The sequence below is a fragment of the Rickettsia endosymbiont of Villa modesta genome, from assembly GCF_964026485.1.
GTDB classification, from domain to species: domain Bacteria; phylum Pseudomonadota; class Alphaproteobacteria; order Rickettsiales; family Rickettsiaceae; genus Rickettsia; species Rickettsia asembonensis.
Genome location: NZ_OZ032157.1, coordinates 769,707 through 795,624 on the forward strand (window position 1 = coordinate 769,707; position 25,918 = coordinate 795,624).

A 25,918-nucleotide genomic window follows, 5' to 3' on the forward strand; every position below is an offset into this window, starting at 1 on the left:
TCTTGCACATTTATTAGATATATACTTCTTTAACTTGAAAAGTTGGAAAATGAATATTTAGATGAGCGAATAATCAATGTTCTTATGGATAATTAATATCTAATACTACCAATTCTTCAGGTAAAAGAAGTATATATACAAAATTAGTAAAAATCAGTGGAGATTTTGTTATTATCTATGCGTTATCCATTATAATATTAGCTAGCCGTTAAAACGGTTAAGCGTTTCAAATTAAAACATATAGCATTCATAAATTCCGAGAATTGATTTTTGGCAATACCAATATACTTCTTCAACATGAAGAGTTGTTAAAATGATTAGGCACAATGGTTTGAAAATTGTCATTTACCAATGAAGAAATTTTATTTTTATATTTTTCAATATTTTCAAAAAATATTCGTATAGAATCAGTAAATGTCTCAAAATTCGCATAAAATTTATTGTTACTTACAACAGAATGCATAAATTTCCACAGTCGTTCAATTGGATTCAAATTAGGACTATATGCTGGCAAAAATAGTAACTCTATTTTACTGTATTGTAGATATTCTTTTACCTTTTTTGACCTATGATATCCAGCATTATCGCATATCAAATAAATCTTACTTTTATCTTGATTATTTGCTTCTAATTTCTTTAAAAATTCAATAATATAATCACCATTAACCTTAGGATTGTCAGTTGTTACTACCTCTAAATCCTTAAGATTAATAGCACCAATAATATGTTTACGCTTCCAACCACTGAAACTTGGTAATGTTTTAACTACATTCTTTCTAATCCAACCAAATCTTGCTCGAGTTTGGTATTGAGGATGAACACTATCCATAAAATAAATAGACTCATCTTTAGCTAAATTATTTTTTAGCAAACTATATTGCAGCTTAAATTCCTCTTGCTTAGCTAAATCTATTTTTCCAGGAATTAACTTAAGTTTCTTATAACTAAAACCAAGTCTGTGTAACAGCTTGATTACCCCAGCTAATGTATAGATTACTCCATATTGACGTTCTATGAACAAACCTATATCTCTAGCATACACATAATTATTATTTTCTAGATGAACTATTAACTCTGCTTCCTCCTGTCTAGTAAGGTTACTATCACTACCGCCATTTCCAGGCTTAAGCTTCTGAGCATTATGATAATCTATTAAATGTTTTCTTATCCCTCCCCATCACTCAGTAATAACACTTTCGATATCTCATCAATACTATAGCTATCATCATACATGAAAACAGCTTTGATTCTATCACAAATCCTCTTATCCCTTTCGCTTCTATGGTAAAGCTTTAATTCTTCTTTTTCTACTGATGTTAATTTTCTATAAATCCATTCTTACTTAATAACGCTTGCTGACTTCTTTGACAATTTTTCATTTACTAGAGGTATACATATATATTACCATGAAACATGGGAATCATATTTCATGGTAATATATACTTTTTTATAAAAAAATCTAATTAAAATACGGAGGAACCATGGCTAATCCAAATCTTACGAAAGGAAATAATTATTTTAAGAATGACCAATATAAAGAAGCTATAGAAGCTTATAGCAAAATAGATAAAAGTAGCACATCTTATCCTTATGCTCTGTTTAATATAGGAGAGTGTTACTTTCAACAAGGGAAATTTATAGAAGCCATAAAATATTATAGTCAGATCTCTGATAACCATTTCTCACTCTATCAAAGTGCTTTATTTAATTGCGGTAGTTCTTTTTACAATCTAGATAAATATGCTGAAGCTATAGAAATGGCTGATAAAGTAGACAAATCAAAGATTTCAGGTATTGAAGAAAGTTTTAACTTAATGAAATATATTCTCGAAGAAGAAACTAGCTTTAATATTTTATGTCTTGAGAAAGATACTAACTTTAGTATTTTAGGAGAAAATTGTGACTTAATGGATATGTCTGAATAAATGAATATAGTAAACTGCTTTCTATTGTTGCATGGATAGGCTTTTCCGTCCTTGCAAGAAGGCGTTGTTGCGTGGACACTTATGTCATTCCTGCGAAAGCAGGAATGACATAAACTAAATGACATCAACTACTCTATGCAAATTCTAATAATATCTGTCCTCTTACAACATTATCCTTTTCATTAACAAAAATTTTAGCTATTTTTCCGTCTCTTTCGGCAAGAATCAGGTTTTCCATTTTCATAGCAGTTAAAATCATAATTTCTTGTCCTGCCGTCACTTCCTGCCCTTCTTTCACCTTTATCGCAGCAATCTGACCGCTTAGAGGAGCTTGTAGTTCGGAGCTTTCTTCTACCACTACTTTTGAGACCATTAATGCTTCAAGTTCTGATATACGAGGAGAGCGTACAAAGGCTTTTACGCTAATACCGGCATGCGATAATAAATAACCAGTTCTGATATTCTCAATTTTTACATTTGTCTTTTTACCGTTAATTATAGCCGTAAAAAGTTCATTACCTAAATTCCAGTTACTACGAATATATATTCTATCGCTTTCGTGACGTATATTATAGCCGTTTTCAACAGGTGTAATTAATACGGGGAATAATTTATCATCGATAGTTACCACCCATCTTGTACCTATTTTGTTAGCTTGATTGTTAATATTGCCGGAAATTAAAGAAGCACGTCTTTGCTCTGATATATAAATAAAAATAGCCGTTGCTAAAAATACGGTAGTTACTTCTGAAGTTAGACTAGCTCCGGAAAAACCGTCAGGATATTCTTCTTGAATAAAGGCAGTAGAAATATCGCCGCTAACAAAGCGTGGATGTAGCATTACAGCTTCTAAGAAACTGATATTATGAGCAATACCGTTAATTATATAAGAACTCAAAGCAGAACGCATTACCTCAATCGCCTGCTCTCTTGTTTCACCGTAAGTACATAATTTTGCAATCATCGAATCATAAAACATACTTACTTCACCGCCAAGCCCAATTCCTGTATCTATACGGATATTAGGACTCTTTGCAGGTTCGGAATAAGCTATAATTCTACCGCTAGAAGGTAAGAAACCTCGGCTTGGGTTTTCGGCACAAATTCGTGATTCAAATGCCCAACCTTTTAATTTTATGTCATCTTGTGTAAAGGATAATTTCTCACCGGCTGCGATTTTTATCATCTCTTCAACGATATCTATACCGGTAATTAGCTCAGTAACAGGATGCTCGACTTGCAACCTAGTATTCATTTCTAAAAAATAGAAATTTTTATTACTATCTACTATAAACTCAACGGTACCGGCCGAATAATATCCCACTTTTTGAGATAAGGATATTACCTGCCGATACATTTCTTGCCTTATATCTTCAGTAATAAAAGAACTCGGTGCTTCTTCGATTACTTTTTGATGGTGACGCTGTATTGAACATTCACGCTCTCCGAGACATACACTATTGCCGTATTGATCGGCAATTAGTTGAATTTCGATATGACGGGGAGTTTGAATTAACTTCTCAATAAACAATCTATCGTCACTAAAACTATTGGCTGCTTCAAGCTTTGCCGACTCAAAAGCATTTGCCATTTCAGCAGGATTATTCACTACTCTCATACCACGTCCGCCGCCGCCGGCAGCCGCTTTTACTATTACCGGGAAACCAATCTCTTTAGCAATATCCACCGCTTGCTTAACATCGTTTATAGTTCCCATATAACCCGGAACGGTGCTAACTTCGGCTTCTATCGCTATCTTTTTTGCTTCAATTTTATCTCCCATTTTTTTAATAGTTCCGGCACTCGGTCCTATTAAAACCACACCTTCTCTTTTAAGAATATTGGCAAAATTTGGATTTTCCGATAAAAAACCGTAACCCGGATGTACTGCACTTGCGCCACTTTCACGAATCGCTGAAATAATATTTTTAATAGATAAATAACTTTCCGTTGCAGGGGAATCACCTATATAATAAGCCTCATCTGCATGCTGCACATACATTGAGTTTGTATCTGCTTCAGAATATACTGCAACCGACTTTATTCCCATCTTTTTTAAGGTACGTATTATCCTAACGGCAATCTCGCTACGATTAGCAATTAAAATTTTATCAAATAATGGTTTATTCATAGTTTTTTGTTATAATTTTAGTTTTTGTCATTGCGAGGAAATTACAAGGTAATTGACGAAGCAATCTCAGGACTTTGGCACGAAATTGCCACGTCGCTTCGCTCCTCGCAATGACGATTTATCCACACAGGAATAACAATTACAACGGCAAATTATCATGCTTCTTCCAAGGTAATTCTACTTTTTTAGTACGCAGGAAATTTAACGCCTTACATATTCGCCATCTAGTATTTTGCGGTCTTATAATATCATCCAAATATCCCCTAGATGCCGCAACAAAAGGCGAAGTTACTACTTTTCTATATTCATCGATTTTTTGTTTTTTAGCTTCAGGGTCTTTACATTCTTCCTTAAATATTATCTCGGCTGCTCCCTCTGCACCCATAACAGCGATTTCCGAATTAAACCAAGCATAGTTTATATCGCCTCTAAGATGCTTGGAGTTCATAACTATATAAGCACCTCCATAAGCCTTACGGGTAATTACGGTAATCTTCGGCACTGTAGCTTCCGCATACGCGTATAACAGCTTAGCTCCGTGTTTAATAATACCGTCATGCTCTTGGGAGGTACCAGGCAGAAATCCAGGTACATCAACAAGGCTTACTATAGGAATATTGAAAGCATCACAAAATCTAATAAATCTTGCTGCTTTTCTTGAGGCGTTTATATCTAAACATCCTGCTAAATGCAAAGGCTGATTAGCCACAAATCCTACCGGATAACCTTCCATATAACCAAAGCCGATAATGATATTCTTAGCAAAATCAGGTTGTAGTTCAAAAAATTCTCCCTCATCAACGATACGTTCAACAAGCTCTTTCATATCATAAGGCTTATTAGGAGTGTTAGGTATTAACGTGCTAAGAGACATATCGACTCTATCGGCAGGATCAATAGTCGAACGAACAGGAAGAGGACTACGATTGGATGACGGAAGGAAATTAAAGAACTTACGAATTTCGAGCAATGCTTCTATATCATTATTGAATGCAAGATCGGCAACACCGCTTTTAGTGGTATGCATTCTAGCACCCCCGAGCTTTTCTTGGCTTACTTCTTCACCCGTAACGGTTTTTACTACATCGGGCCCGGTTACAAACATATAAGAACTATTCTTAACCATGAATATAAAATCGGTTAAGGCAGGGGAATATACCGCACCACCGGCACAAGGTCCCATAATTAAGGTAATTTGAGGGATAACACCAGACGCTAAAACATTACGCTGAAATAATTCACCGTATCCGGCAAGAGCATCAACACCTTCTTGAATTCTTGCTCCCCCTGAGTCGTTAATACCGATTACGGGAGCACCGGTTGCTATAGCTTGATCGATAATATCGCAGATTTTCTTAGCATGATATTCACCGAGTGAGCCACCAAGTACGGTAAAATCTTGGCTATAAATAAATACCAACCTACCGTTTATCGTACCGTGTCCCGTTACAACACCGTCACCTAAAAACTTTTTATCCTGCATCCCAAAATTATTGCATCTATGGGATACGAACATACCTGTTTCGGTAAAGCTATTCGGATCTAATAATACTTCTATGCGTTCTCGTGCAGTTAACTTACCTTTTTGATGTTGTGCGTTGATCTTAGCTTCACCGCCCCCTTGCCTTGCAATATTTTTTCTCTCATCCAGTAACTCAGGAGAGATTATATTACTTTGATTCATAGATTATTTATAGTTTTATTTCCAAAATATCCATAATATAGTATAATAATGCTAATGTGAAAAGATAATTATTTATGTCATCTACCGAAGATACCAAAGAAGCATCGAAAAAAGCCAAACCGACAGCTAAATTTAATAACTTATCAACTGCTTTAAAAAAGAATTTACAAAGAAGAAAGAAAGTACAAAAAGAAAAGAATAATAAAGAAAAATATTGATACTAGGTCCTTATATCTATAAAGAGCGATAGAATAGAAAATAATTTTTAGGAGAATAAATGTGAGTTTACATGAAGTAATAATTAAAATTAGTAAAATTTTTTCTCTTTTTATTCCCAAATAGGATATAGAGGAATCTAATAATAATATTCCTGCTAATAGAGAAGCAATGTGCGATTATTATGAAGATTTAAATAATCCTCATTAAAAAGTATTTATCTATATGCAATTTGACATATTAATATAAATTGCTAATATTTGGGGAGTTTAGATTTTGTTTTGAGTCCTATGTCATTCCTGCAAAAGCAGGAATCCAGTAAAACCTACAAAAAACTTGTTTTTTTAGGTTTATTTTGTCAATATTAAGACTATTTTTTGGATTCCTGCTTTTAGCTAAGAATGACATAAATAAGCCATGCGGGCAAAGCCAACACCTTGCAGCAATGACATCAAAATCCAACAAAATCGGTATTTTAAATATTAAATATAATATGGACACAAACAAATTATATCTTTTCAAAGATAGACGATTTTTACCAAATTTTATAGTACAGTTATGTGGTTGTCTTAATGATAATATATTAAAAAATGCTCTAGTAATCCTTATAACTTACGGCATTACTGGTTCTTTAAGTAAATATAATAATCTACTCGTTTTAATTGCTAATGCTACTTTTGTACTACCTTTCATAATATTCGCAAGCATAGCAGGACAAATTGCCGATAAATACGAACGTGCAAATCTTATTAAAATTATTAAGATTTGTGAAATCGGTATAATTGCCTTTGCAATTTATGGATTTCATCATAATAATCTGCTAATTCTGTTCTGTTCTATTTGCTTAATGGGTATACACTCTACTTTTTTTGGTCCAATAAAATATAGCGTATTACCTGATCACCTAACTAAAGACGAACTACTTGGAGCTAACGGCTTTGTTGAAGCCGGAACTTTTATCGGTATTTTTATCGGTACTATAATCAGCAGCTATTATACAATCAGCAATAATTTTATAATTTATTCCTTAATTACCATCGCCTTTCTCGGCTTCATTACAAGCCTTTTCTCTCCAAAATCTAAAAATGCAAATCGTGATATTAAAATAAATTTTAATATCATAGATGAAAGCATAAATATGATTAAATATGCCAAAGCAAAAAAACAGATATATTTAGCTATACTTGGTATTTCATGGTTTTGGTTTATCGGAGCTGCTATAATTTCACAAATACCTTTACTTGCTAAGATAACTTTTAAAGCCGATGAGAATGTTGCTAACTTATTTTTAGCGGTTTTCTCGCTTGGTGTTGGGGTCGGTTCGTTTTTATGTAGCAAAATATTTGAAGATGAGATTACCGTAAAATATCTATTTATTTCAGCCCTGGGCATTAGTATTTTCGGTATTGATTTATTCTTCGCAAGTAGAATTAGCTCAGTTAACTATGAACCTACTCAGCTAAAAAGTATTTTGGTATTTTTATCAAAAAGACATAATTGGCGAATAGTTATAGATTTATTTTTCTTAGCAGCAATAGGCGGTTTATATATCGTTCCCCTTTTTGCTATATTACAGCATTATGCAAACCCTGCTCATCGTAGCCGAATTATTGCCGTTAATAACCTCATTAATTCCATTTTCATGGTGGGATCAACAATTATTTTATCTTTATTATTTTACCTAAATTTCACTATACCCTGGATTATATTATTTATTAGCCTAGCTAATATAATCGTTACTATACATATTTACCGCTTAATACCTGAAGTTAAAATTATTCCGTTTAAGCTGTTGCGAAGAATATTCCAAATCTGTTTTGATCTTATGTATAAGGTTGAAGTTAAAGGATTTGAAAATTTCCAAAAAGCCGGTAAAAAAGTAGTAGTTGTCGCTAATCATATTTCATATCTCGACCCGCCGCTAATTGCTACTTACTTACGAGAAGAAATGACTTTTGCAATTAGTCCCGATATACAAAAAATATGGTGGATTAAACCGTTTTTACGTATGGCAAGAACTTTGCCAGTTGATCCAAGTAACCCAATGGCAATAAAGACTTTAGTAAAAGAAGTACAAAAAGATCAGAAAGTAGCAATTTTCCCTGAAGGTAGAATAAGCGTTACCGGCTCTTTAATGAAAATATACGAAGGACCGGGAATGATTGCCGATAAAGCCGGTGCTACCGTTTTACCGGTTAGAATAGACGGTACTCAATTTACTCATTTATCAAAATTAAAAAACATATTAAAAAGAAAAATATTTCCTAAAATTACTATAACCGTTTTACCGCCGGTAAAATTCGCTAATATTAATATGGATGCTGCAAGTAATCAAGAACGACGCAGTTATATATCTAGGACTCTTTATGATATCATGGCTGACATGATGTTTGAGAGTTCAGACTATAAAAATACTTTATTCTCATCTCTTATAGAAGCTGCTAAAATTCATGGATTTAAGAAAAAAATAGTTGATGATTTTGAAAATAATGCGGTTACTTATCGAGATTTAATATTAAAATCTTTTATCCTAGGTGATTTAATCAAAAAGAATAATATCTTTGGCAGAAATTTAGGCTTAATGTTGCCTAATACCACGAATACGTTAATTACTTTTTACGCCATGCAATCTAGCGGTTATGTTCCTGCTATAATTAACTGGAGCAGCGGCATAAGTACTATTATTAACTCCTGTAAACTTGCACAAATTAAAGTAGTTTACACTTCAAAACAATTTATCGAGAAAGCAAATTTACATGAATTAATAACTAACTTATTAGATTTCGGTATTAAAATAATATATTTAGAAGATTTTAAAAATCAGATTGGTACAGCTCTAAAACTAAAAGCAAAAATAGGAAGTTATTTTGCCCAAACTTATTACAATTATTTTTGTCGTAATCGTGATGACGAAAAACCGGCAGTGATAATTTTTACTTCAGGCACTGAAGGAGAACCTAAAGCCGTATTACTATCTCACAGAAATTTACAAACTAATAGATATCAAATAACTGCTAAAGTACCTTTTAGTCCTGAAGATATAGTATTTAACTCATTACCTTTATTTCATTGCTTTGGTCTTGGTGGTACAATTATTACAACTTTAAACGGTATTAAGCTGTTTCTATATCCTTCTCCACTAAATTATCGCAGCATTCCTGAAGTTATATACGATATCGGAGCAACTATATTAATTTCTACCGATACTTTTTTAAACGGTTACGCTAATTATGCTCACCCATATGATTTTTACTCATTACGCTATATATTTGCCGGTAGCGAGAAATTAAAAGAATCTACAAGACAATTCTGGCTTAATAAATACGGCATACGTATTTTTGAAGGATATGGGATTACAGAAGCCTCATCTATTATAGCTTGCAATACCCCTATGCATAATAAAGCAGGCACGGTAGGAAGATTATTACCGAAAATTGATTATAAGCTTGAGAAAGTAGAGGGAATAAATGAAGGGGGACGTTTATTCATTAGGGGTCCTAACATCATGCTTGGTTACTTGGACTTAGAAGGTCACCGTACTTATAAAGAATGGTATGACACCGGCGATATAGTCAAAATAGATTCTGAAGGATATATAACAATTTTAGGACGTTTAAAACGCTTTGCTAAAATAGCGGGGGAAATAATATCTCTTACAAAAATTGAAGAACTTGCAAGCGAAATTGCTCCTGATTCCTTGCACGCTGCTATTTCCATCGCCGATAAAACACACGGAGAAAAAATTATTTTACTTACTACCGGTTCCGATATAAATAGAGAAAATTTTGCAGATACTATATCTAAAGCTCAAATTTCTTTACTACATTTACCGAAAGTAATTATTACCGATTCAGAAATACCTCTGCTTGCAAGTGGTAAGATAGACTATCTTGAGATTATGAAGAATGTGGATAGATTCTAACGTCATTGCGAGCGACTGCAAGGAGCGTGGCAATCTCAGAAATCTTGCCTGAGATTGCTTCGTCGACCCCTATGGCGTCTTCTCGCAATGACGAAAAAAAACTCTACACACAACAACGCCGGAGGGGTCACAGGGTAACATTTATTTTTTCTTTTGACTGTTAATAGCGGCATTCAAAGCTAATTTAAACCACTTGCCTAATAACTCTTGATCCTCCATAATTTCAGATAACACCTTCCAATATGATAAAGTTACAAGTTTACCTTTACTTTGATATACAAATGGCTCAGAACCGAAAGATTGAAAATATTCATAAGTGCTTAGGTGTGACTTAAAATATAATTCATTGCTCTTAATAATTCCTATCATAACACCACCCTTATATACTTCTTCAACATGAAGAGTTGTTAAAATGATTAGGCACAATGGTTTGAAAATTGTCATTTACCAATGAAGAAATTTTATTTTTATATTTTTCAATATTTTCAAAAAATATTCGTATAGAATCAGTAAATGTCTCAAAATTCGCATAAAATTTATTGTTACTTACAACAGAATGCATAAATTTCCACAGTCGTTCAATTGGATTCAAATTAGGACTATATGCTGGCAAAAATAGTAACTCTATTTTACTGTATTGTAGATATTCTTTTACCTTTTTTGACCTATGATATCCAGCATTATCGCATATCAAATAAATCTTACTTTTATCTTGATTATTTGCTTCTAATTTCTTTAAAAATTCAATAATATAATCACCATTAACCTTAGGATTGTCAGTTGTTACTACCTCTAAATCCTTAAGATTAATAGCACCAATAATATGTTTACGCTTCCAACCACTGAAACTTGGCAATGTTTTAACTACATTCTTTCTAATCCAACCAAATTTTGCTCGAGTTTGGTATTGAGGATGAACACTATCCATAAAATAAATAGACTCATCTTTAGCTAAATTATTTTTTAGCAAACTATATTGCAGCTTAAATTCCTCTTGCTTAGCTAAATCTATTTTTCCAGGCATTAACTTAGGTTTCTTATAACTAAAACCAAGTCTGTGTAACAGCTTGATTACCCCAGCTAATGTATAGATTACTCCATATTGACGTTCTATGAACAAACCTATATCTCTAGCATACACATAATTATTATTTTCTAGATGAACTATTAACTCTGCTTCCTCCTGTCTAGTAAGGTTACTATCACTACCGCCATTTCCAGGCTTAAGCTTCTGAGCATTATGATAATCTATTAAATGTTTTCTTATCCCTTCATCACTCAGTAATAACACTTTCGATATCTCATCAATACTATAGCTATCATCATACGTGAGAACAGCTTTGATTCTATCACAAATCCTCTTATCCCTTTCGCTTCTATGGTAAAGCTTTAATTCTTCTTTTTCTACTGATGTTAATTTTCTATAAATCCATTCTTACTTAATAACACTTGCTGACTTCTTTGACAATTTTTCATTTACTAGAGGTATATATACCATATCCACCAAACATTGCACGAACGGCTACTGAACCATATGGTTCTAACAATTCTTTGACATATTCAGTAAATTCATTTTTGTTCATAACAATCGCTTTAAATACAACAAACCATAAATAAACGTACCTAATATAATAAACAATGGAGTTAAAGGTAAGTCAAAATAGAAAGAACTAAGTGCAGCACAAAAATTAATAAATAAAGAGATAAGAATTGATATTATAATCATCTGAGAGGGACTATATGCTACAAACCGTGCAATCATAGCAGGAATAAGTAAAACAGCGGTTACCATCAATGCACCGACAATCTTTATAGCAGAAAATACCGATAATGAGAGAAGAAGTAAAAATATTAGCTCAATAATATTAACCTTTAAGCCTTTTATGACTGCAATATCTCTATTTATGATTATAAGAAGAATTTGATTATAAAAATATACTATAAAGCTTATAATAGTTATTAGCACTACCCCCAGTATAATCAAATCATTAAAAGACACGGATAAAATATCCCCAAACAACAAATTCACTATATTATTCTGCAAAGAAGTAAAATAATTAATAACCAAAGCAACAGCTAGCATAAAGCTAGAAATCAAATTAATAACTGCATTTTTTTCAGAATTATTTTTAAAAATAAACACAAAAAATGAAAAAAGAATCGCAACTATTATCCCTGAATATATTAATGGGAAATGTGCTATAATGCTTATGCTAGCGGCTAAAAAACTACTATGAGCAAGCCCGTCACCAAAATAAATATATCTCTTCCATAGGGCAATGCAGCCAAGGGGAGCAAATATGCAGCTAATTAAAATTAAGGCTAGTATTATTAAAGTCATCTGAGTATATTATATATGTTTGTTGTATAGTGGGATAATGCTCATGTCATTCCCGCTTTCGCGGGAATGACATACACTGCAATAATATAATACCTATATCATAGACTATGTCTTCAATCGATAAAAAAGAATTAGAAAAATTTGAGAAAATTTCTCATAATTGGTGGAATAAGGACGGAGAGTTCGATATCTTACACCGAATAAACCCTATTCGCCTTGAATATATAATAGAGAAAATAACCTCGCATTACAATGATATTTCTAAATTAGAAATATTAGATGTTGGTTGCGGTGGAGGGTTAATTGCAACACCTCTAGCGGCTCAAGGTTTTAATGTTACCGCCATTGACGCTCTGCAAAGTAATATTGAAACGGCAACTGCTTATGCTAAGGAAAACGACATAAAAATAAATTATTTACAATCTACTATAGAAGAATTAGAAAGTGACCAGCTATATGATGTGGTAATTTGTCTTGAGGTTATTGAGCATGTAGAAAACGTGCAGCAATTTATACTAAATTTGGTGGGGCATATTAAGCCAAACGGTATGGCAATAATTTCTACGATTAACCGTACTAAAAAAGCTTATGTACTTGGAATAATAGTTGCTGAATATGTTTTAGGTTGGGTGCCTAAAAACACTCATGATTATAGCAAATTCCTAAAACCGTCGGAAATTTATGAAATGCTTACGGATACCGACATTGAAATTAAAGAGCTGAAAGGCTTGGTGTATGATCCTGCTAAAAATGCATGGAAATTAAGCGATGATATAGACGTGAATTATTTTATGTGTTTGGGGAGAATTGATAAGTAACATAAACTACCGATGTCATTCCCGCGAAAGCGGGAATCCAGAAAAACAGTAATTTTAAATTACTAGATGCCGGGGTAAACAAAAGATTAGATGCCCATGAAATTAAGATATATACCTCTAGTAAATGAAAAATTGTCAAAGAAGTCAGCAAGTGTTATTAAGTAAGAATGGATTTATAGAAAATTAACATCAGTAGAAAAAGAAGAATTAAAGCTTTACCATAGAAGCGAAAGGGATAAGAGGATTTGTGATAGAATCAAAGCTGTTTTCATGTATGATGATAGCTATAGTATTGATGAGATATCGAAAGTGTTATTACTGAGTGATGAAGGGATAAGAAAACATTTAATAGATTATCATAATGCTCAGAAGCTTAAGCCTGGAAATGGCGGTAGTGATAGTAAACTTACTAGACAGGAGGAAGCAGAGTTAATAGTTCATCTAGAAAATAATAATTATATGTATGCTAGAGATATAGGTTTGTTCATAGAACGTCAATATGGAGTAATCTATACATTAGCTGGGGTAATCAAGCTATTACACAGACTTGGTTTTAGTTATAAGAAACCTACGTTAATTCCTGGAAAAATAGATTTAGCTAAGCAAGAGGAATTTAAGCTGCAATATAGTTTGCTAAAAAATAATTTAGCTAAAGATGAGTCTATTTATTTTATGGATAGTGTTCATCCTCAATACCAAACTCGAGCAAGATTTGGTTGGATTAGAAAGAATGTAGTTAAAACATTACCAAGTTTCAGTGGTTGGAAGCGTAAACATATTATTGGTGCTATTAATCTTAAGGATTTAGAGGTAGTAACAACTGACAATCCTAAGGTTAATGGTGATTATATTATTGAATTTTTAAAGAAATTAGAAGCAAATAATCAAGATAAAAGTAAGATTTATTTGATATGCGATAATGCTGGATATCATAGGTCAAAAAAGGTAAAAGAATATCTACAATACAGTAAAATAGAGTTACTATTTTTGCCAGCATATAGTCCTAATTTGAATCCAATTGAACGACTGTGGAAATTTATGCATTCTGTTGTAAGTAACAATAAATTTTATGCGAATTTTGAGACATTTACTGATTCTATACGAATATTTTTTGAAAATATTGAAAAATATAAAAATAAAATTTCTTCATTGGTAAATGACAATTTTCAAACCATTGTTCCTAATCATTTTAACAACTCTTCATGTTGAAGAAGTATATACATTTAAAAAAGATAATAAATGACTAACGTAATCACTAGATTTGCTCCGTCACCGACGGGGTTTTTACATATAGGTTCAGCAAGAACTGCCCTTTTTAACTATTTGTTTGCAAGGCATCATAACGGTAAGTTCTTGCTTCGCATTGAAGACACTGATAAAGAAAGGTCAACTAAAGAAGCGGTAGAAGCCATATTCTCAGGTCTAAAATGGCTAGGGCTTGATTGGGACGGTGAAGTTATATTCCAGTCTAAACGTAATGATCTTTACAAAGAGGCGGCACTAAGATTACTGCAAGAAGATAAAGCATATTATTGTTTTACTAGCCAAGAAGAAATAGAAAGACAGCGACAAAAAGCTTTAGAAAATAAACAACATTTTATCTTTAATAGCGAGTGGCGTGATAAAGATTCGTCCACCTACCCTACCGATATTAAACCGGTAATACGCCTAAAAGTACCTCGTGAAGGTAGTATAACCATTCATGACACTTTACAAGGCGAGGTAGTACTTGAAAACTCTCATATCGATGATATGGTATTATTGCGTAGTGACGGCACTGCTACTTACATGCTAGCCGTTGTAGTAGACGATCATGATATGGGTATAACTCATATTATTAGAGGTGACGATCATTTAACCAATGCAGCAAGGCAAATCGCTATTTATCATGCTTTCGGCTATGAAGTACCGAGCATGACTCATATACCGTTAATTCATGGAGCAGACGGAGCAAAATTATCCAAACGGCATGGAGCTTTAGGTGTTGAAGCTTATAAGGATATGGGATATTTACCGGAAAGTTTATGTAATTATTTATTGCGTCTTGGATGGAGTCACAGTGATGATGAAATTATCTCAATGACTCAGGCTATAGAATGGTTTAATCTTGATTCACTCGGTAAATCACCTTCTAAGCTTGATTTTGCTAAGATGAATAGCCTTAATGCCCATTACTTAAGAATGCTTGACAATGATAGCTTAACTTCAAAGACTGTAGAGATATTGAAACAAAATTATAAGATTAGTGAGAAAGAGGTAAGTTATATAAAACAAGCAATGCCGAGCTTGTTAGTTAGAAGCGAAACATTACTTGATCTAGCACGGCTTGCCGGGATTTATCTCGTAGATTCGCCTATCATCTACAACCAAGATGCAAAAGAAATAATAGAAAATTGTGATACAGATTTAATCAAACAAGTTATAGAAAGCTTAAGCAAACTTGAGCAGTTTGATAAGGAATCCGTGCAGAATAAATTTAAAGAAATAGCAACTCATAATGGCTTAAAGTTAAATGACATTATGAAACCCGTAAGAGCTTTAATAACTGGTATGACGGCTTCACCTAGCGTATTTGAAATTGCAGAAATTTTAGGAAAAGAAAATATTTTAAAAAGGTTAAAAATTATATGAAAAATTGTATAAAAAAATTGCTTTTGTTTTTAGCGGGTTATTTATAATAACCGGCACTTTTGTTTTGTATAGCATAGAAAACGTCAACGCATCAACGGCACCAAAAAAGTACGGAGCTTGGACTTTAAATTGTACTCTTAATAATGAGAAAAAACAACTTTGCTTCTTATCACAACAAATTAATAATTTAGAGAAAGATAAAGAAAAGGAAATATTAGCCATTTATCATATAGGTTATTTCAATGGGGAGCAAGAAGAACAGGAATTAAAAATAATAGAAATAGTCCCGCCAAATGTTCAAATTCCGGCAGGTACAGTTATTAATAGCGGTGACAAATGAATATCAGCCGGAAGATATACTTCTTTAACTTGAAAAGTTGGAAAATGAATATTTAGATGAGCGAATAATCAATGTTCTTATGGATAATTAATATCTAATACTACCAATTCTTCAGGTAAAAGAAGTATACATAAATTGTACGGTAAACGGCTGTCAAGCTTTAGCTATATTACAAAAGACGATCTAGACGCGATTTTATCTAATGATAATTATTTAGAACTAATTACCTCAGACGGCAAACAAGCTAAAATTTCCTTTATAAAAGACGGTCTAAAGGAAGGTCTAAAAGCTTTGAGTAGATAGTAACGGAATTTAAGCATTGTTGCGTGGACTGTTTTTCGTCGTCATTGCGAGGAGCCATAGGCGACGCGGCAATCTAGAAAAAAGAAATTTAAATAATTAGTAGGTTTATGGAAGATATTGATACTTGGCAGAAAAAATTTGAGGTTTGTGATTATATTAAAAAATTAATTGATCGAATTAAATATTTGAATACTATAGTAGACTCGCCTATAGATATAACAGAAATTGAAAAAGGTCTTTATTATACCCGTAAATATCATGCTTCTCAAATGCGTCAATCAGGGGAGCCTTATTATTCTCACCCTATAGAAGTTGCAATCATGCTTGCAGATTTTACGGCTCTTGAGGCTCCTAAACTTTACAAATCATATATGATAAATGTTGCCCTTCTTCATGATACTATAGAGGATACAATACTTACATATGCTGATATTAGCAAAATTTTTGATAAGAATATTGCCGATAGCGTAGAATGTTTAACAAGAATTAAGACGTACGGTAAAATTAGCTCCGGTGAAATGTTAAATTTACTAATACAGAAACAAAGATATGATATCGCACTTATTAAAGTGTTTGATCGCCTACATAATTTACAAACTATAAATGCTAAATCTACGGAAAAGGCTTTAGAAACAGTAAAAGAAACTATAGAAAGCTTCTTACTCATAGCAGCTTATTTAGAAATACGACCCGTAGAACAACAACTATTAAATGTTTGCACTAATTTTATCAAACAACATTTCCCTTCAGAACAAAAAGAAATATTTCAAAAAGTCGGTTTACGAAATTTCTTTTTTAAACTTCAAAATAATACAAAATAAATTAAAGAGTATGCAATACTACTTTAGAAAGAAAGTGTATATACTTCTTCAACATGAAGAGTTGTTAAAATGATTAGGCACAATGGTTTGAAAATTGTCATTTACCAATGAAGAAATTTTATTTTTATATTTTTCAATATTTTCAAAAAATATTCGTATAGAATCAGTAAATGTCTCAAAATTCGCATAAAATTTATTGTTACTTACAACAGAATGCATAAATTTCCACAGTCGTTCAATTGGATTCAAATTAGGACTATATGCTGGCAAAAATAGTAACTCTATTTTACTGTATTGTAGATATTCTTTTACCTTTTTTGACCTATGATATCCAGCATTATCGCATATCAAATAAATCTTACTTTTATCTTGATTATTTGCTTCTAATTTCTTTAAAAATTCAATAATATAATCACCATTAACCTTAGGATTGTCAGTTGTTACTACCTCTAAATCCTTAAGATTAATAGCACCAATAATATGTTTACGCTTCCAACCACTGAAACTTGGTAATGTTTTAACTACATTCTTTCTAATCCAACCAAATTTTGCTCGAGTTTGGTATTGAGGATGAACACTATCCATAAAATAAATAGACTCATCTTTAGCTAAATTATTTTTTAGCAAACTATATTGCAGCTTAAATTCCTCTTGCTTAGCTAAATCTATTTTTCCAGGAATTAACTTAGGTTTCTTATAACTAAAACCAAGTCTGTGTAACAGCTTGATTACCCCAGCTAATGTATAGATTACTCCATATTGACGTTCTATGGGAGTGTTGAGCTATGAAGAGTAAAAGGTTATAATGTGATAAAAAAATAAGAAAGTAAAAAATGTCAGAGCATCAAATAACAATGGTCAGTTTAGATGAATTAGTTAGCCCGGAACATCAATATCGTAAATTTAAAAGTTAATTTAATTTCAAAGCAGTTGCAAGAGAGTTATTAGCGATAGAAACTGAAGCTAATTATAAAGGCTATGGAGCATTGAGGTTATTTAAATGTTTACTTCTACAATTTATGGAAGACTTATCTGATCGAGAATTAGAACGTTATTTGGCTGATAGTAATGCCGGCAAATGGTTTTGTGATTTTGCTCTTACAGAGACGACTCCAGATTATAGTGTGTTTAGTAAAATACGTAAGAAAATAGGTACTAACTTACTATCAAAAATATTTGCAAACTTTAGAGAACAACTACGAAAGCAAGGTTATATGAGCGAGGTATTTACCTTTGTAGATGCCTCTCATTTGATCTCAAAAGCTAGTCTTTGGACAGAACGTGATGAGTTGAGGAAGCAAAAATATGACAAGCTAAATAATGAGACTTTGCCCAAAGTTGCGAATGATAAACAAGCTAAAATTGGTTGTAAAGGAGGTAATAAGTTTTGGTATGGTTATAAAAAACATGTTAGCGTTGATATCCAATCAGGGATTATTAATAAGGTTGCAGTTGCCTCTGCAAATGTTACTGATAGCAAAGGTTTTAAACACGTTATGCCACGCTCCGGTGCTGCATATGTAGATAAAGCATATTGTACAAAGTCTACCAAAGATACAGCAACTAGGCAAGAAGTGCATCTTTGTGCTGTAAAGAAAAATAACATGAAAGATAAAAGTTTTGACCTTGATAGATATTATACAAAAATTAGAGCACCTTTTGAAAGAGTATTCTCACAAGATAATAAACGTGTCAGATATATTGGTATTGCCAAAAATCAATTCTCGAGGGTATCAGAAAGTTTGTGTAAGTTGTAAAAATAGTTAAGAATAAAATTAATTAAAACAACTTACATGAGGCTAATATGAAGAATAAGAGCAAAGTATCAAATCCGACTATAGAAACAGTAGTATCAGAAATACTATCACAAAGTGATCCATCTGAGATATTTGGCAAAGAAGGGATATTTCAGGAATTTAAAAAGCAGATAGTAAATAAGATTTTAGAGAAAGAAATGGAATCTCATATAGGTTATGAGAAGCATTCTAAGAATGCCAAGGAGTCAGAGAATAGACGTAATGGCAATTATGAAAAGACTTTAATAGATCTGAAGGTCGTAAATTGACAGTAGAAGTGCCAAGGGATCGGGATGGAGAATTTGAACCTCAACTCATTCCAAAAGGAGTACGAAAATTTGAAGGATTTGATGACAAAGTAATATCCTTATAACGCGAATTTAGGATAAGGAAGAAGAGAAGCATGGAATAAGAATAAAGTATTTACAAGTTAAGAGTGTTGGGTTACTGAAGTTTTTCAACAAAAAAACAAGAACCCAACAATGAAAAAATGTATCACAACTTTATTTTAGATACTAGACAATTTTTGTGAAATATATGAAGAATGGGAGAAGCAAAAATTAATACCAACAGATAGAAAACGCCGGAAAGAAGGGAATTTAAGCCTTTCAGAGCTTTTAACTATCGTATTATATTTTTATATATCGCCGTGCAAAGATTTTAAGAATTATTATTTATATCACTTATCATATAAATATAGAGGTTATTTTAAATTACCAAGTTATAGTCGAATAATACAATTATGGTCAAGATTAATTCTACCGCTTGGTTATAATGTTGCAACTATTTAGAGGAGAGGAAACAGGAATTTATTGCATAGATTCAACTAAATTATCGATATGTCATACAAAACGTACAAATAGCAATAAAGTATTTAGTGGTATACTTCTTTTACCTGAAGAATTGGTAGTATTAGATATTAATTATCCATAAGAACATTGATTATTCGCTCATCTAAATATTCATTTTCCAACTTTTCAAGTTAAAGAAGTATATTTCCGTCTTTATCGACTTCGCTTAATTCGGTTGTATCTATTTAAGCAATGAAGTTTCGTGCTTCTGCCATATCTTTTGTTGTTATTGTATGTATTAATCTTTCATATGGAGTTTGAAACCATCTCAACATAATTATAACCTTATTAAATTCTATAAATTTTAATATTTTATTAAAAATGAGCTATAGATAGAATCATAGTAAGGAGTTTTAAGAATGCAATAGATATTTAACTAAAAGTATGAATAAATGAGTTGAGGTTGATTTAAGAAGTATACAAAGTTAGTTTTTTTGAGGATATTTAAAATTCGGGATTTAAAAGAGATTTAATACAAAAATTAGAACAAAAGGCGAATAAAAGGAGCATATGGATTTTTTAGAAAACGAAAGGAAACGCGGAAACCCTGAAAGGACTTGGCGAGAGTGACGGGACTCGAACCCGCGACCTTCTGCGTGACAGGCAGACGCTCTAACCAACTGAGCTACACCCCCTTATACATAAGAGATAACAACATATATAACAATTCTTCTATTTCTGCAAGAGTAAAATATCTTATTTTATCAAAAAATATACAGCACCTAAACCTCTAAACATTACTGATTATCATTATTAATCCAAATTAGTCACTATTAGTTGAAGCCTTGAAAATTATTATACTTTTTAAGGACTTTGTTAAAAAAGAAAAACCTATTGGTTACATTTACATTAACAAAATCTTATTTTATTAATAATTATTAGAGGTTTTATATGACTAAACCATATGTCATTAAATTAACTACTCCTTTTGAGCGTATTAAACTCTACCAAGAAGGAGGCAACAAAAGCAGAATATAACGCTAAAAAATGGCTTTTTGAAAATAATGAAAATTTTAATGCTACCTGCTTAGAAATGGGCATTGGAGCCTAATTATGTAAGAAAGACTGCTAAAAAACTAATTAAATCGCAACAAAATAAGGATAAGCATCCTAAACTCTACGGCTAAAGTTTAAATTAAATTAATTTGTAATAAAACTTGAAATTACTCTAAATATAAATTAATTGTATAGGTGTTACTTAGTAACGCCTATGTATTAATTATTTCAGATTATAAAGGTTATTTATGATTATTTCAGTTTCAGCTCAACATATTTCGATCGGTAATAGCTTACAAGAATATTCCAAAGAGAGGGCTACGCAAGTCGTTAAAAAATATTTTACCGATATAATAAATATAGATATACATTTTTCAAAAGAGGGAATTAACTTTAAATGTGATATTATAGTAAAATATGGATCAGGTAAACATAGTATAGTCAAAAGTAATGATAGTTGTAGCGATATATATGTAGCTTTTGATAAAGCTATGTCAAAACTAGAAAAACAGCTTAGAAAATATAAATCAAAATTCAAAAATCATCATACTGGTAAAGTAAAAATATCAGAAATTGCTTACGAAGGTACCAAATATATTATTAATCCGCAATCTGATAGTGACACCTCTAACTCCGAAGATAATGATAATCCGGCAATTATTGCTGAAAAGCCTGTAGAAATATTAAAATTATCAGTAAAAGAAGCGGTAATGAAAATGGATTTAGAAGATTTACCTGCGGTAGTATTTAAAAATATCAATAATGATCGTATCAATATAGTTTATTATCGTAAAGACGGTAATATTTCTTGGGTAGATTATAATTAATGATTATTATCCCTTATAAAGGAGTTATGCCAAGAATCGATAAAACTGCATATATTGCCGAAAGCAGCTCTTTAATAGGAGATGTTGAAATAGGTAGTAATTCAAGTGTTTGGTTTAATACGGTTCTTAGAGGCGACGTTGAATCAATAAAAATAGGAAATAATACTAACGTACAAGACGGTAGTGTAATTCATACTTCAAGATTTAACGGACCGGTAGAAATAGGCGATAATATAACTATCGGTCATCTCTCTCTTATTCATGCCTGTACAATACATAATGATGCTTTTATCGGTATGAGTACTACAATAATGGATTATGCAGTAATAGAAGAATATGCTTTTATTGCAGCAGGAAGCCTAATCCCCCCAAAGAAGATAATTAAATCTAAAGAATTATGGATGGGATCCCCTGCAAAATTTGTTAGATATTTAACTGATCAAGATTTAGAATATATGCAAGATAACGTAAGAAATTATGTAGAACTTGCAAATGTTTATAAGATTCAATGTCATTCCCGCGTAGGCGGGAATCCAGCATAAAGTGAGATAAAACGAGCTTTTAATTTCAAAAATCTGCTGTATTTATACTTTTTTTGGATTCCCGCTTTCGCGGGAATGACATAAGAACCACGCAACAAAGTCGCTAAAGGCAGGAATGACATACTGTACTATAAGAATCCTTAAATGCCTTAACCGTATTTTTAAGTAAAAAAGCAATAGTCATCGGTCCGATACCGCCCGGGACAGGAGTAATATATTTTACTTTAGATTTAACATTTTCAAAATCAACATCACCGATAATCTTATTGCCGCTAATTCTATTAATTCCTACATCAATTACTATAGATTCAGGATTAAAATATTCTGCAGTTAATTTTAAAGGCGAACCTATTGCGGCAACTACAATATCGGCTTTTGAAGTGATAGAGCTTAAATTGTGTGTTTTAGAATGACAAATAGTAACGCTGCAATCTTCTTTTAATAGTAGAGCACTTAAAGGTTTTCCTACTATATTTGAGCGTCCAACAATTACAGCATTTTTACCGCTCAAATTCGGTTCATATTTTTTTATAACTGCAAGGCACCCAAGGGCAGTGCAGGGTACAAAGCCTTGACTAATCCCGCTATGTAAGTAACCGACATTTAAAGGATGAAAACCATCGATATCTTTAGAAGGTGATACTGCTGATAAAATTTTATTTTTATCTATGGAGCTTGGCAAAGGAAGCTGAACTATAATTCCCGAAATCTCGTTGTCAAGGTTTAACTCATTGATTTTCAATATTAAATCATCAGTATGAATAGTAGTAGATAGATTTACTAATAAAGTATCAATTCCTATTTTATGTGCATTTTTTATTTTATTTTTTACATAAATAATGCTTGCTGGATTATCGCCTACTAGTACTATAGCAAGCTTTGGTGAAGCGTTGGTTTGACTTTTAAGTTCTTGAATTTCTAGCTTTAAGTCTGCTAGTATCTCATTTGCTAACGCTTTACCGTCAATTATATTGTTCACTATATTTTTATCCATAATTATAGTAAGGACAGTTTTTAAAAAGTTCTTGATGTCATTCCTGCGGAAGCAGGAATCCAGAAAAAAGCGATATAAATCGAGCTTTTAATTTTAAAAATTTAGCGTATGTGTGCTTTTTAATTACTAGATTCCCGCTTTCGCGGGAATGACAAGAGTACTATGATTTTTACCCTACTTCTTCTCCCCATACTTAGTGGTAGAATACTCAAAATGTAGAGCCTTGCCGTCAAATACTCTACTATAAGCATGATGAAGGCTACTTGCTGCTTCGGCAAAACCGGTAAGAATCAACTTAAGTTTACCGACATAATGAGCAATATCGCCAATGGCGTAAATACTTTCTATATTAGTTTGATAATAGGAATTATCTACCTCAATATGGTGAAGCTTAACATTTAAACCCCAATTTGCTAAGCTACCTAAATCTTGTTTTAAACCAAAAAACGGTAGTAATATATTGGCATCTAATTTGCGAGTATTATTTTGTAGATCTTTAACTATAACCGATTGAAGTTCATTATTATTACCATCTAAAGCATTTAATTGATAACCGGTTACTAACTCGATTTTACCGGTTTCTGCAATATGCCTTAATTGCCTTACGCTTTCAGGAGCTGCCGTAAATTTATCCCGCCTATGTACTAAATATATTTTATTTGCAATCTCCGAAAGAGAAATAGCCCAGTCAACAGCCGAATCACCACCGCCTGCTATAACTATATTTTTACCAGCAAATTTACTTTTATCATTAATGAAATAAAAAACCGATTTGCTTTCAAAGTCTTCAATATTTGCAAGGGGCGGTTTATTTGGACCGAATGAACCTGCTCCTGCTGCAATAATAATAACTTTGCTTTTAATAAGAGTGTTTTTTGAGGTTTTAATTTCAAAAAAATCATCTTGTTTATTTAGCTCTATAGCTTGCTGATTTAAATGATATATAGGGTTAAAAGGAGCTGCTTGAAGCTCTAACTGTTTTATTAGCTCTTCTGCTGCAATTTTAGGATAAGCCGGTATATCGTAAATAGGTTTTTCGGGATATAAGGTAATACACTGACCGCCAATAACTTCTTGTGCATCAATAACATGACATTTCATGCCAAGCATTCCAGCTTGAAAAACTGCAAATAATCCAACCGGACCGGCACCTATTATTACAACATCAGTATTATACATTACTTTTTATATTTAAATTTTAAAAAGGATTTTATTGGATATTGAGGAAATAATCAAATAGATATTGATTTAATATGTCCTAACTTAGCCCAATTAAGAATTTTTTGATCTCTAGTAAGTAGGGTGACTCCAAGACATTTTGCTGTTGCTACAATAATTCTATCAGCAGGATCACCGTGAAAGTCGTCTATAAGAGAAATGCTTTCAGCAGCAATTTCCGGAGAAATATCTTTAATAGATAATCCATTGATATTTGTTATAGAATTCAGAAAATCCTTTATAGGTTCGTAAACATTAATACGCTTTTTAAAGTTAAGCATAGCTATTTCCCATAACGAGATAGAACTAAGAAATAATTGCGAATTTTCTTGAGCCAGATTGATTTTGTGTTTCGTTTGTTCTGATAGCTCTTCAGGTTGTAATAATGACCACAATAAAACATGGGTATCTAATACTAAACCATTATTAAATTATTAATGTTCTGCATTCCATTTTTCTTCTATTTGTTCTAATATATCCGCTTTTATTTTGGCTTTGTTTTTTAACATACCGAATATTGAGATCTTTTCAGTATTTATAGGTAATATTTGTGCTACTTCTCTATCTCTTTTGGTAATTATAATAGATTCTTTATCTGTTTGTAATTTTTCTATTATCTCAAGACAATGAGATTTAAATTGACTTATTGCTATTTTAGTAGCCATTTTTATACTCTGAAAAAATAAAACTATCATTATACTATAATAGTCAAATAAAATAGTCAATTATATTTCTATTTATAACAAGCTAATTTGGGTTAGTGATATTAATTTTTTTGTGGGAAAAATATCATAAACTTATATTTAAATATGACTATTTCTTAAACTAGCTTTGTAAAATCGTTAAAATTTGTCAAAGATTAATGATTAATAATGAATATTAATTTTTTTTATTAAAATTATGAAAAATAACTTTTAAAATTCTACGAAATATTATCGGTTTTATTATCTTAACTATAAGTGCAGGAAATAGCTTCGCCTCGTCTGCTAATGCTTTTTTCCTTGTTAGTGCAACGGTTTTACCGTCTTGTGTAGTCACGGCTACTCCTTTAGCTTTTGGTACGTATGTTCCAACTGCTGATTCTTTGCAAACAAACACACTTACTATAACTTGTACTTTAGGTACTGGTTATACCGTTTCATTAAATGCCGGTACCGCACCTGCCGCTACAACAAGTACTCGCAAAATGACAGGCCTCGTTAATACTACTAGCTATTTACCTTATAATCTTTATTCTAATGCAGCAAGAACTCAAAATTGGGGCAATCAATCAAGCGACTGGGTACCGGGAACAGGTACGGGATTACCTCAAACGCTCACAATATACGGAAAAATACCTCAAGGGGCAAATGTTCCTTCTGATACTTATAATGATACAATTACAGTAACCGTAGCATATTGATATTATAAAAAAATATTTTTTAAGATTTCTACCTATTCTATTTATATTATTTACTTTTAATGTTTTTGCTAGTGCTACTATCGTACCTGTCAATATAGAGATAAGTAAAGATAATAAAATAGCAACTATGACGGTACAAAATAATGATTATACACCTAAA

General features: G+C 32.0%; 21 protein-coding genes, 1 tRNA gene and 7 pseudogenes. 16 read left to right on the plus strand and 13 right to left on the minus strand.

Annotation, left to right across the window (positions count from 1 at the left end):
- Nucleotides 1-292: 292 nt before the first annotated feature.
- On the minus strand, nucleotides 293-1,168 hold the full coding sequence (locus tag AC5584_RS04405) for an IS630 family transposase (RefSeq protein WP_499216964.1): 876 nt from the start codon (nucleotides 1,166-1,168) through the stop codon (nucleotides 293-295).
- Nucleotides 1,169-1,481: 313 nt separating this feature from the next.
- Here AC5584_RS04405 and AC5584_RS04410 point away from each other — a divergent pair, with 313 nt between their 5' ends.
- The gene (locus AC5584_RS04410) at nucleotides 1,482-1,925 is read left to right on the plus strand and encodes a tetratricopeptide repeat protein (RefSeq protein ID WP_499216000.1); all 444 of its coding nucleotides are present in this window, start codon (nucleotides 1,482-1,484) and stop codon (nucleotides 1,923-1,925) included.
- A gap of 133 nt (nucleotides 1,926-2,058) precedes the next feature.
- Here AC5584_RS04410 and AC5584_RS04415 read toward each other — a convergent pair whose 3' ends face one another.
- Together AC5584_RS04415 and AC5584_RS04420 are read right to left on the minus strand one after the other, a co-directional pair.
- The gene (locus AC5584_RS04415) at nucleotides 2,059-4,056 is read right to left on the minus strand and encodes an acetyl-CoA carboxylase biotin carboxylase subunit (RefSeq protein WP_499216001.1); all 1,998 of its coding nucleotides are present in this window, start codon (nucleotides 4,054-4,056) and stop codon (nucleotides 2,059-2,061) included.
- Nucleotides 4,057-4,195: 139 nt separating this feature from the next.
- Nucleotides 4,196-5,740 carry an acyl-CoA carboxylase subunit beta gene (locus tag AC5584_RS04420; protein ID WP_499216002.1) on the minus strand — a complete coding sequence of 515 codons (1,545 nt, stop codon included), beginning with the start codon at nucleotides 5,738-5,740 and terminating at the stop codon, nucleotides 4,196-4,198.
- A gap of 74 nt (nucleotides 5,741-5,814) precedes the next feature.
- On the opposite strand from AC5584_RS04420, the gene AC5584_RS04425 reads away from it, so the two are divergent.
- Together AC5584_RS04425 and AC5584_RS04430 are read left to right on the plus strand one after the other, a co-directional pair.
- The gene (locus AC5584_RS04425; RefSeq protein ID WP_187145856.1) at nucleotides 5,815-5,958 is read left to right on the plus strand and encodes a hypothetical protein; all 144 of its coding nucleotides are present in this window, start codon (nucleotides 5,815-5,817) and stop codon (nucleotides 5,956-5,958) included.
- Nucleotides 5,959-6,449: 491 nt separating this feature from the next.
- Nucleotides 6,450-9,878, plus strand: coding sequence for an acyl-[ACP]--phospholipid O-acyltransferase (locus AC5584_RS04430; RefSeq protein ID WP_499216965.1), 3,429 nt, complete (start codon nucleotides 6,450-6,452; stop codon nucleotides 9,876-9,878).
- Nucleotides 9,879-10,019: 141 nt separating this feature from the next.
- Here the strand turns inward: AC5584_RS04430 and AC5584_RS04435 are convergent.
- The 4 genes and pseudogenes from AC5584_RS04435 to AC5584_RS04450 form a co-directional block, all read right to left on the minus strand.
- Nucleotides 10,020-10,265: pseudogene (locus tag AC5584_RS04435) on the minus strand (TfoX/Sxy family protein); the annotation flags it as partial.
- Between the two features lie 4 nt (nucleotides 10,266-10,269).
- On the minus strand, nucleotides 10,270-11,307 hold the full coding sequence (locus tag AC5584_RS04440; RefSeq protein ID WP_499216966.1) for an IS630 family transposase: 1,038 nt from the start codon (nucleotides 11,305-11,307) through the stop codon (nucleotides 10,270-10,272).
- 58 nt (nucleotides 11,308-11,365) lie between these two features.
- Nucleotides 11,366-11,461 (minus strand): annotated as a pseudogene (locus tag AC5584_RS04445) (TfoX/Sxy family protein); the annotation flags it as partial.
- Nucleotides 11,458-12,219 (minus strand): metal ABC transporter permease, encoded by a 762-nt coding sequence (locus tag AC5584_RS04450; protein ID WP_040256055.1) that lies wholly within the window; start codon nucleotides 12,217-12,219, stop codon nucleotides 11,458-11,460. The gene AC5584_RS04450 and the pseudogene AC5584_RS04445, both read right to left, overlap by 4 nt.
- A gap of 107 nt (nucleotides 12,220-12,326) precedes the next feature.
- Between AC5584_RS04450 and ubiG the strand changes: the two genes are divergently transcribed.
- The 6 genes and pseudogenes from ubiG (at nucleotide 12,327) to AC5584_RS04480 (ending at nucleotide 17,132) form a co-directional block, all read left to right on the plus strand.
- Complete coding sequence (ubiG, locus tag AC5584_RS04455; RefSeq protein WP_499216003.1) at nucleotides 12,327-13,037, plus strand: bifunctional 2-polyprenyl-6-hydroxyphenol methylase/3-demethylubiquinol 3-O-methyltransferase UbiG; 711 nt, start codon at nucleotides 12,327-12,329, stop codon at nucleotides 13,035-13,037.
- A 255-nt stretch (nucleotides 13,038-13,292) separates the two neighbouring features.
- A complete protein-coding gene (locus AC5584_RS04460; protein WP_499216967.1) occupies nucleotides 13,293-14,246 on the plus strand; it encodes an IS630 family transposase in 954 nt (317 codons plus the stop codon).
- Nucleotides 14,247-14,276: 30 nt separating this feature from the next.
- Complete coding sequence (gltX, locus tag AC5584_RS04465) at nucleotides 14,277-15,668, plus strand: glutamate--tRNA ligase (protein ID WP_499216004.1); 1,392 nt, start codon at nucleotides 14,277-14,279, stop codon at nucleotides 15,666-15,668.
- Nucleotides 15,665-16,005: pseudogene (locus tag AC5584_RS04470) on the plus strand (invasion associated locus B family protein); the annotation flags it as partial. The gene gltX and the pseudogene AC5584_RS04470, both read left to right, overlap by 4 nt.
- Nucleotides 16,006-16,135: 130 nt before the next feature.
- Nucleotides 16,136-16,311: pseudogene (locus AC5584_RS04475) on the plus strand (invasion associated locus B family protein); the annotation flags it as partial.
- 107 nt (nucleotides 16,312-16,418) lie between these two features.
- Nucleotides 16,419-17,132, plus strand: coding sequence for an HD domain-containing protein (locus AC5584_RS04480; RefSeq protein WP_499216005.1), 714 nt, complete (start codon nucleotides 16,419-16,421; stop codon nucleotides 17,130-17,132).
- Between the two features lie 48 nt (nucleotides 17,133-17,180).
- Here the strand turns inward: AC5584_RS04480 and AC5584_RS04485 are convergent, their stop codons facing one another.
- Nucleotides 17,181-17,903: an IS630 family transposase gene (locus tag AC5584_RS04485; protein ID WP_499216968.1), complete on the minus strand. Its 723-nt coding sequence runs from the start codon at nucleotides 17,901-17,903 to the stop codon at nucleotides 17,181-17,183.
- 179 nt (nucleotides 17,904-18,082) lie between these two features.
- Here AC5584_RS04485 and AC5584_RS04490 point away from each other — a divergent pair, with 179 nt between their 5' ends.
- From AC5584_RS04490 to AC5584_RS04500, 3 genes and pseudogenes are all read left to right on the plus strand, one after another.
- Nucleotides 18,083-18,889, plus strand: a complete 807-nt coding sequence (locus tag AC5584_RS04490) for a transposase (RefSeq protein ID WP_499216969.1) — start codon at nucleotides 18,083-18,085, stop codon at nucleotides 18,887-18,889.
- 47 nt (nucleotides 18,890-18,936) lie between these two features.
- A pseudogene (locus tag AC5584_RS04495) lies at nucleotides 18,937-19,301 on the plus strand (transposase).
- Between the two features lie 139 nt (nucleotides 19,302-19,440).
- Nucleotides 19,441-19,807: pseudogene (locus tag AC5584_RS04500) on the plus strand (transposase); the annotation flags it as partial.
- Nucleotides 19,808-20,337: 530 nt separating this feature from the next.
- Here AC5584_RS04500 and AC5584_RS04505 read toward each other — a convergent pair.
- Nucleotides 20,338-20,414, minus strand: a tRNA-Asp gene (locus AC5584_RS04505).
- 256 nt (nucleotides 20,415-20,670) lie between these two features.
- Here AC5584_RS04505 and AC5584_RS04510 point away from each other — a divergent pair.
- The 3 genes and pseudogenes from AC5584_RS04510 to AC5584_RS04520 all read left to right on the plus strand — a co-directional run bounded on the left by AC5584_RS04510 (nucleotide 20,671) and on the right by AC5584_RS04520 (nucleotide 22,144).
- A pseudogene (locus tag AC5584_RS04510) lies at nucleotides 20,671-20,906 on the plus strand (hypothetical protein).
- 117 nt (nucleotides 20,907-21,023) lie between these two features.
- Entirely contained in the window at nucleotides 21,024-21,602 is a 579-nt protein-coding gene (gene hpf, locus AC5584_RS04515; protein WP_499216006.1) for a ribosome hibernation-promoting factor, HPF/YfiA family, read from the plus strand.
- Nucleotides 21,602-22,144: a gamma carbonic anhydrase family protein gene (locus AC5584_RS04520; protein WP_499216007.1), complete on the plus strand. Its 543-nt coding sequence runs from the start codon at nucleotides 21,602-21,604 to the stop codon at nucleotides 22,142-22,144. Before hpf ends, AC5584_RS04520 begins: the two co-directional genes overlap by 1 nt.
- Nucleotides 22,145-22,247: 103 nt before the next feature.
- Here AC5584_RS04520 and folD read toward each other — a convergent pair whose 3' ends face one another.
- From folD to AC5584_RS04540, 4 genes are all read right to left on the minus strand, one after another.
- Nucleotides 22,248-23,123, minus strand: a complete 876-nt coding sequence (gene folD, locus AC5584_RS04525; protein WP_499163000.1) for a bifunctional methylenetetrahydrofolate dehydrogenase/methenyltetrahydrofolate cyclohydrolase FolD — start codon at nucleotides 23,121-23,123, stop codon at nucleotides 22,248-22,250.
- Between the two features lie 189 nt (nucleotides 23,124-23,312).
- Nucleotides 23,313-24,317, minus strand: a complete 1,005-nt coding sequence (locus AC5584_RS04530) for an NAD(P)/FAD-dependent oxidoreductase (protein WP_499216008.1) — start codon at nucleotides 24,315-24,317, stop codon at nucleotides 23,313-23,315.
- Between the two features lie 53 nt (nucleotides 24,318-24,370).
- Complete coding sequence (locus AC5584_RS04535) at nucleotides 24,371-24,751, minus strand: type II toxin-antitoxin system VapC family toxin (RefSeq protein ID WP_499162000.1); 381 nt, start codon at nucleotides 24,749-24,751, stop codon at nucleotides 24,371-24,373.
- Between the two features lie 39 nt (nucleotides 24,752-24,790).
- Complete coding sequence (locus tag AC5584_RS04540) at nucleotides 24,791-25,021, minus strand: type II toxin-antitoxin system Phd/YefM family antitoxin (RefSeq protein WP_499216009.1); 231 nt, start codon at nucleotides 25,019-25,021, stop codon at nucleotides 24,791-24,793.
- A gap of 290 nt (nucleotides 25,022-25,311) precedes the next feature.
- Between AC5584_RS04540 and AC5584_RS04545 the strand changes: the two genes are divergently transcribed.
- Nucleotides 25,312-25,758, plus strand: coding sequence for a Csu type fimbrial protein (locus tag AC5584_RS04545; RefSeq protein WP_499216970.1), 447 nt, complete (start codon nucleotides 25,312-25,314; stop codon nucleotides 25,756-25,758).
- Nucleotides 25,759-25,918 lie beyond the last annotated feature (160 nt).

What these genes read in the sequence shown, in the direction of transcription:
- AC5584_RS04410 (WP_499216000.1), top strand. Translation starts at nt 1,482, where the DNA reads ATGGCTAATCCAAATCTTACGAAAGGAAATAATTATTTTAAGAATGAC.
- AC5584_RS04415 (WP_499216001.1), bottom strand. Translation starts at nt 4,056, where the DNA reads ATGAATAAACCATTATTTGATAAAATTTTAATTGCTAATCGTAGCGAG.
- AC5584_RS04530 (WP_499216008.1), bottom strand. Translation starts at nt 24,317, where the DNA reads ATGTATAATACTGATGTTGTAATAATAGGTGCCGGTCCGGTTGGATTA.
- AC5584_RS04520 (WP_499216007.1), top strand. Translation starts at nt 21,602, where the DNA reads ATGATTATTATCCCTTATAAAGGAGTTATGCCAAGAATCGATAAAACT.
- gltX (WP_499216004.1), top strand. Translation starts at nt 14,277, where the DNA reads ATGACTAACGTAATCACTAGATTTGCTCCGTCACCGACGGGGTTTTTA.
- AC5584_RS04430 (WP_499216965.1), top strand. Translation starts at nt 6,450, where the DNA reads ATGGACACAAACAAATTATATCTTTTCAAAGATAGACGATTTTTACCA.
- AC5584_RS04540 (WP_499216009.1), bottom strand. Translation starts at nt 25,021, where the DNA reads ATGGCTACTAAAATAGCAATAAGTCAATTTAAATCTCATTGTCTTGAG.
- AC5584_RS04450 (WP_040256055.1), bottom strand. Translation starts at nt 12,219, where the DNA reads ATGACTTTAATAATACTAGCCTTAATTTTAATTAGCTGCATATTTGCT.
- hpf (WP_499216006.1), top strand. Translation starts at nt 21,024, where the DNA reads ATGATTATTTCAGTTTCAGCTCAACATATTTCGATCGGTAATAGCTTA.
- AC5584_RS04420 (WP_499216002.1), bottom strand. Translation starts at nt 5,740, where the DNA reads ATGAATCAAAGTAATATAATCTCTCCTGAGTTACTGGATGAGAGAAAA.
- AC5584_RS04480 (WP_499216005.1), top strand. Translation starts at nt 16,419, where the DNA reads ATGGAAGATATTGATACTTGGCAGAAAAAATTTGAGGTTTGTGATTAT.
- AC5584_RS04425 (WP_187145856.1), top strand. Translation starts at nt 5,815, where the DNA reads ATGTCATCTACCGAAGATACCAAAGAAGCATCGAAAAAAGCCAAACCG.
- ubiG (WP_499216003.1), top strand. Translation starts at nt 12,327, where the DNA reads ATGTCTTCAATCGATAAAAAAGAATTAGAAAAATTTGAGAAAATTTCT.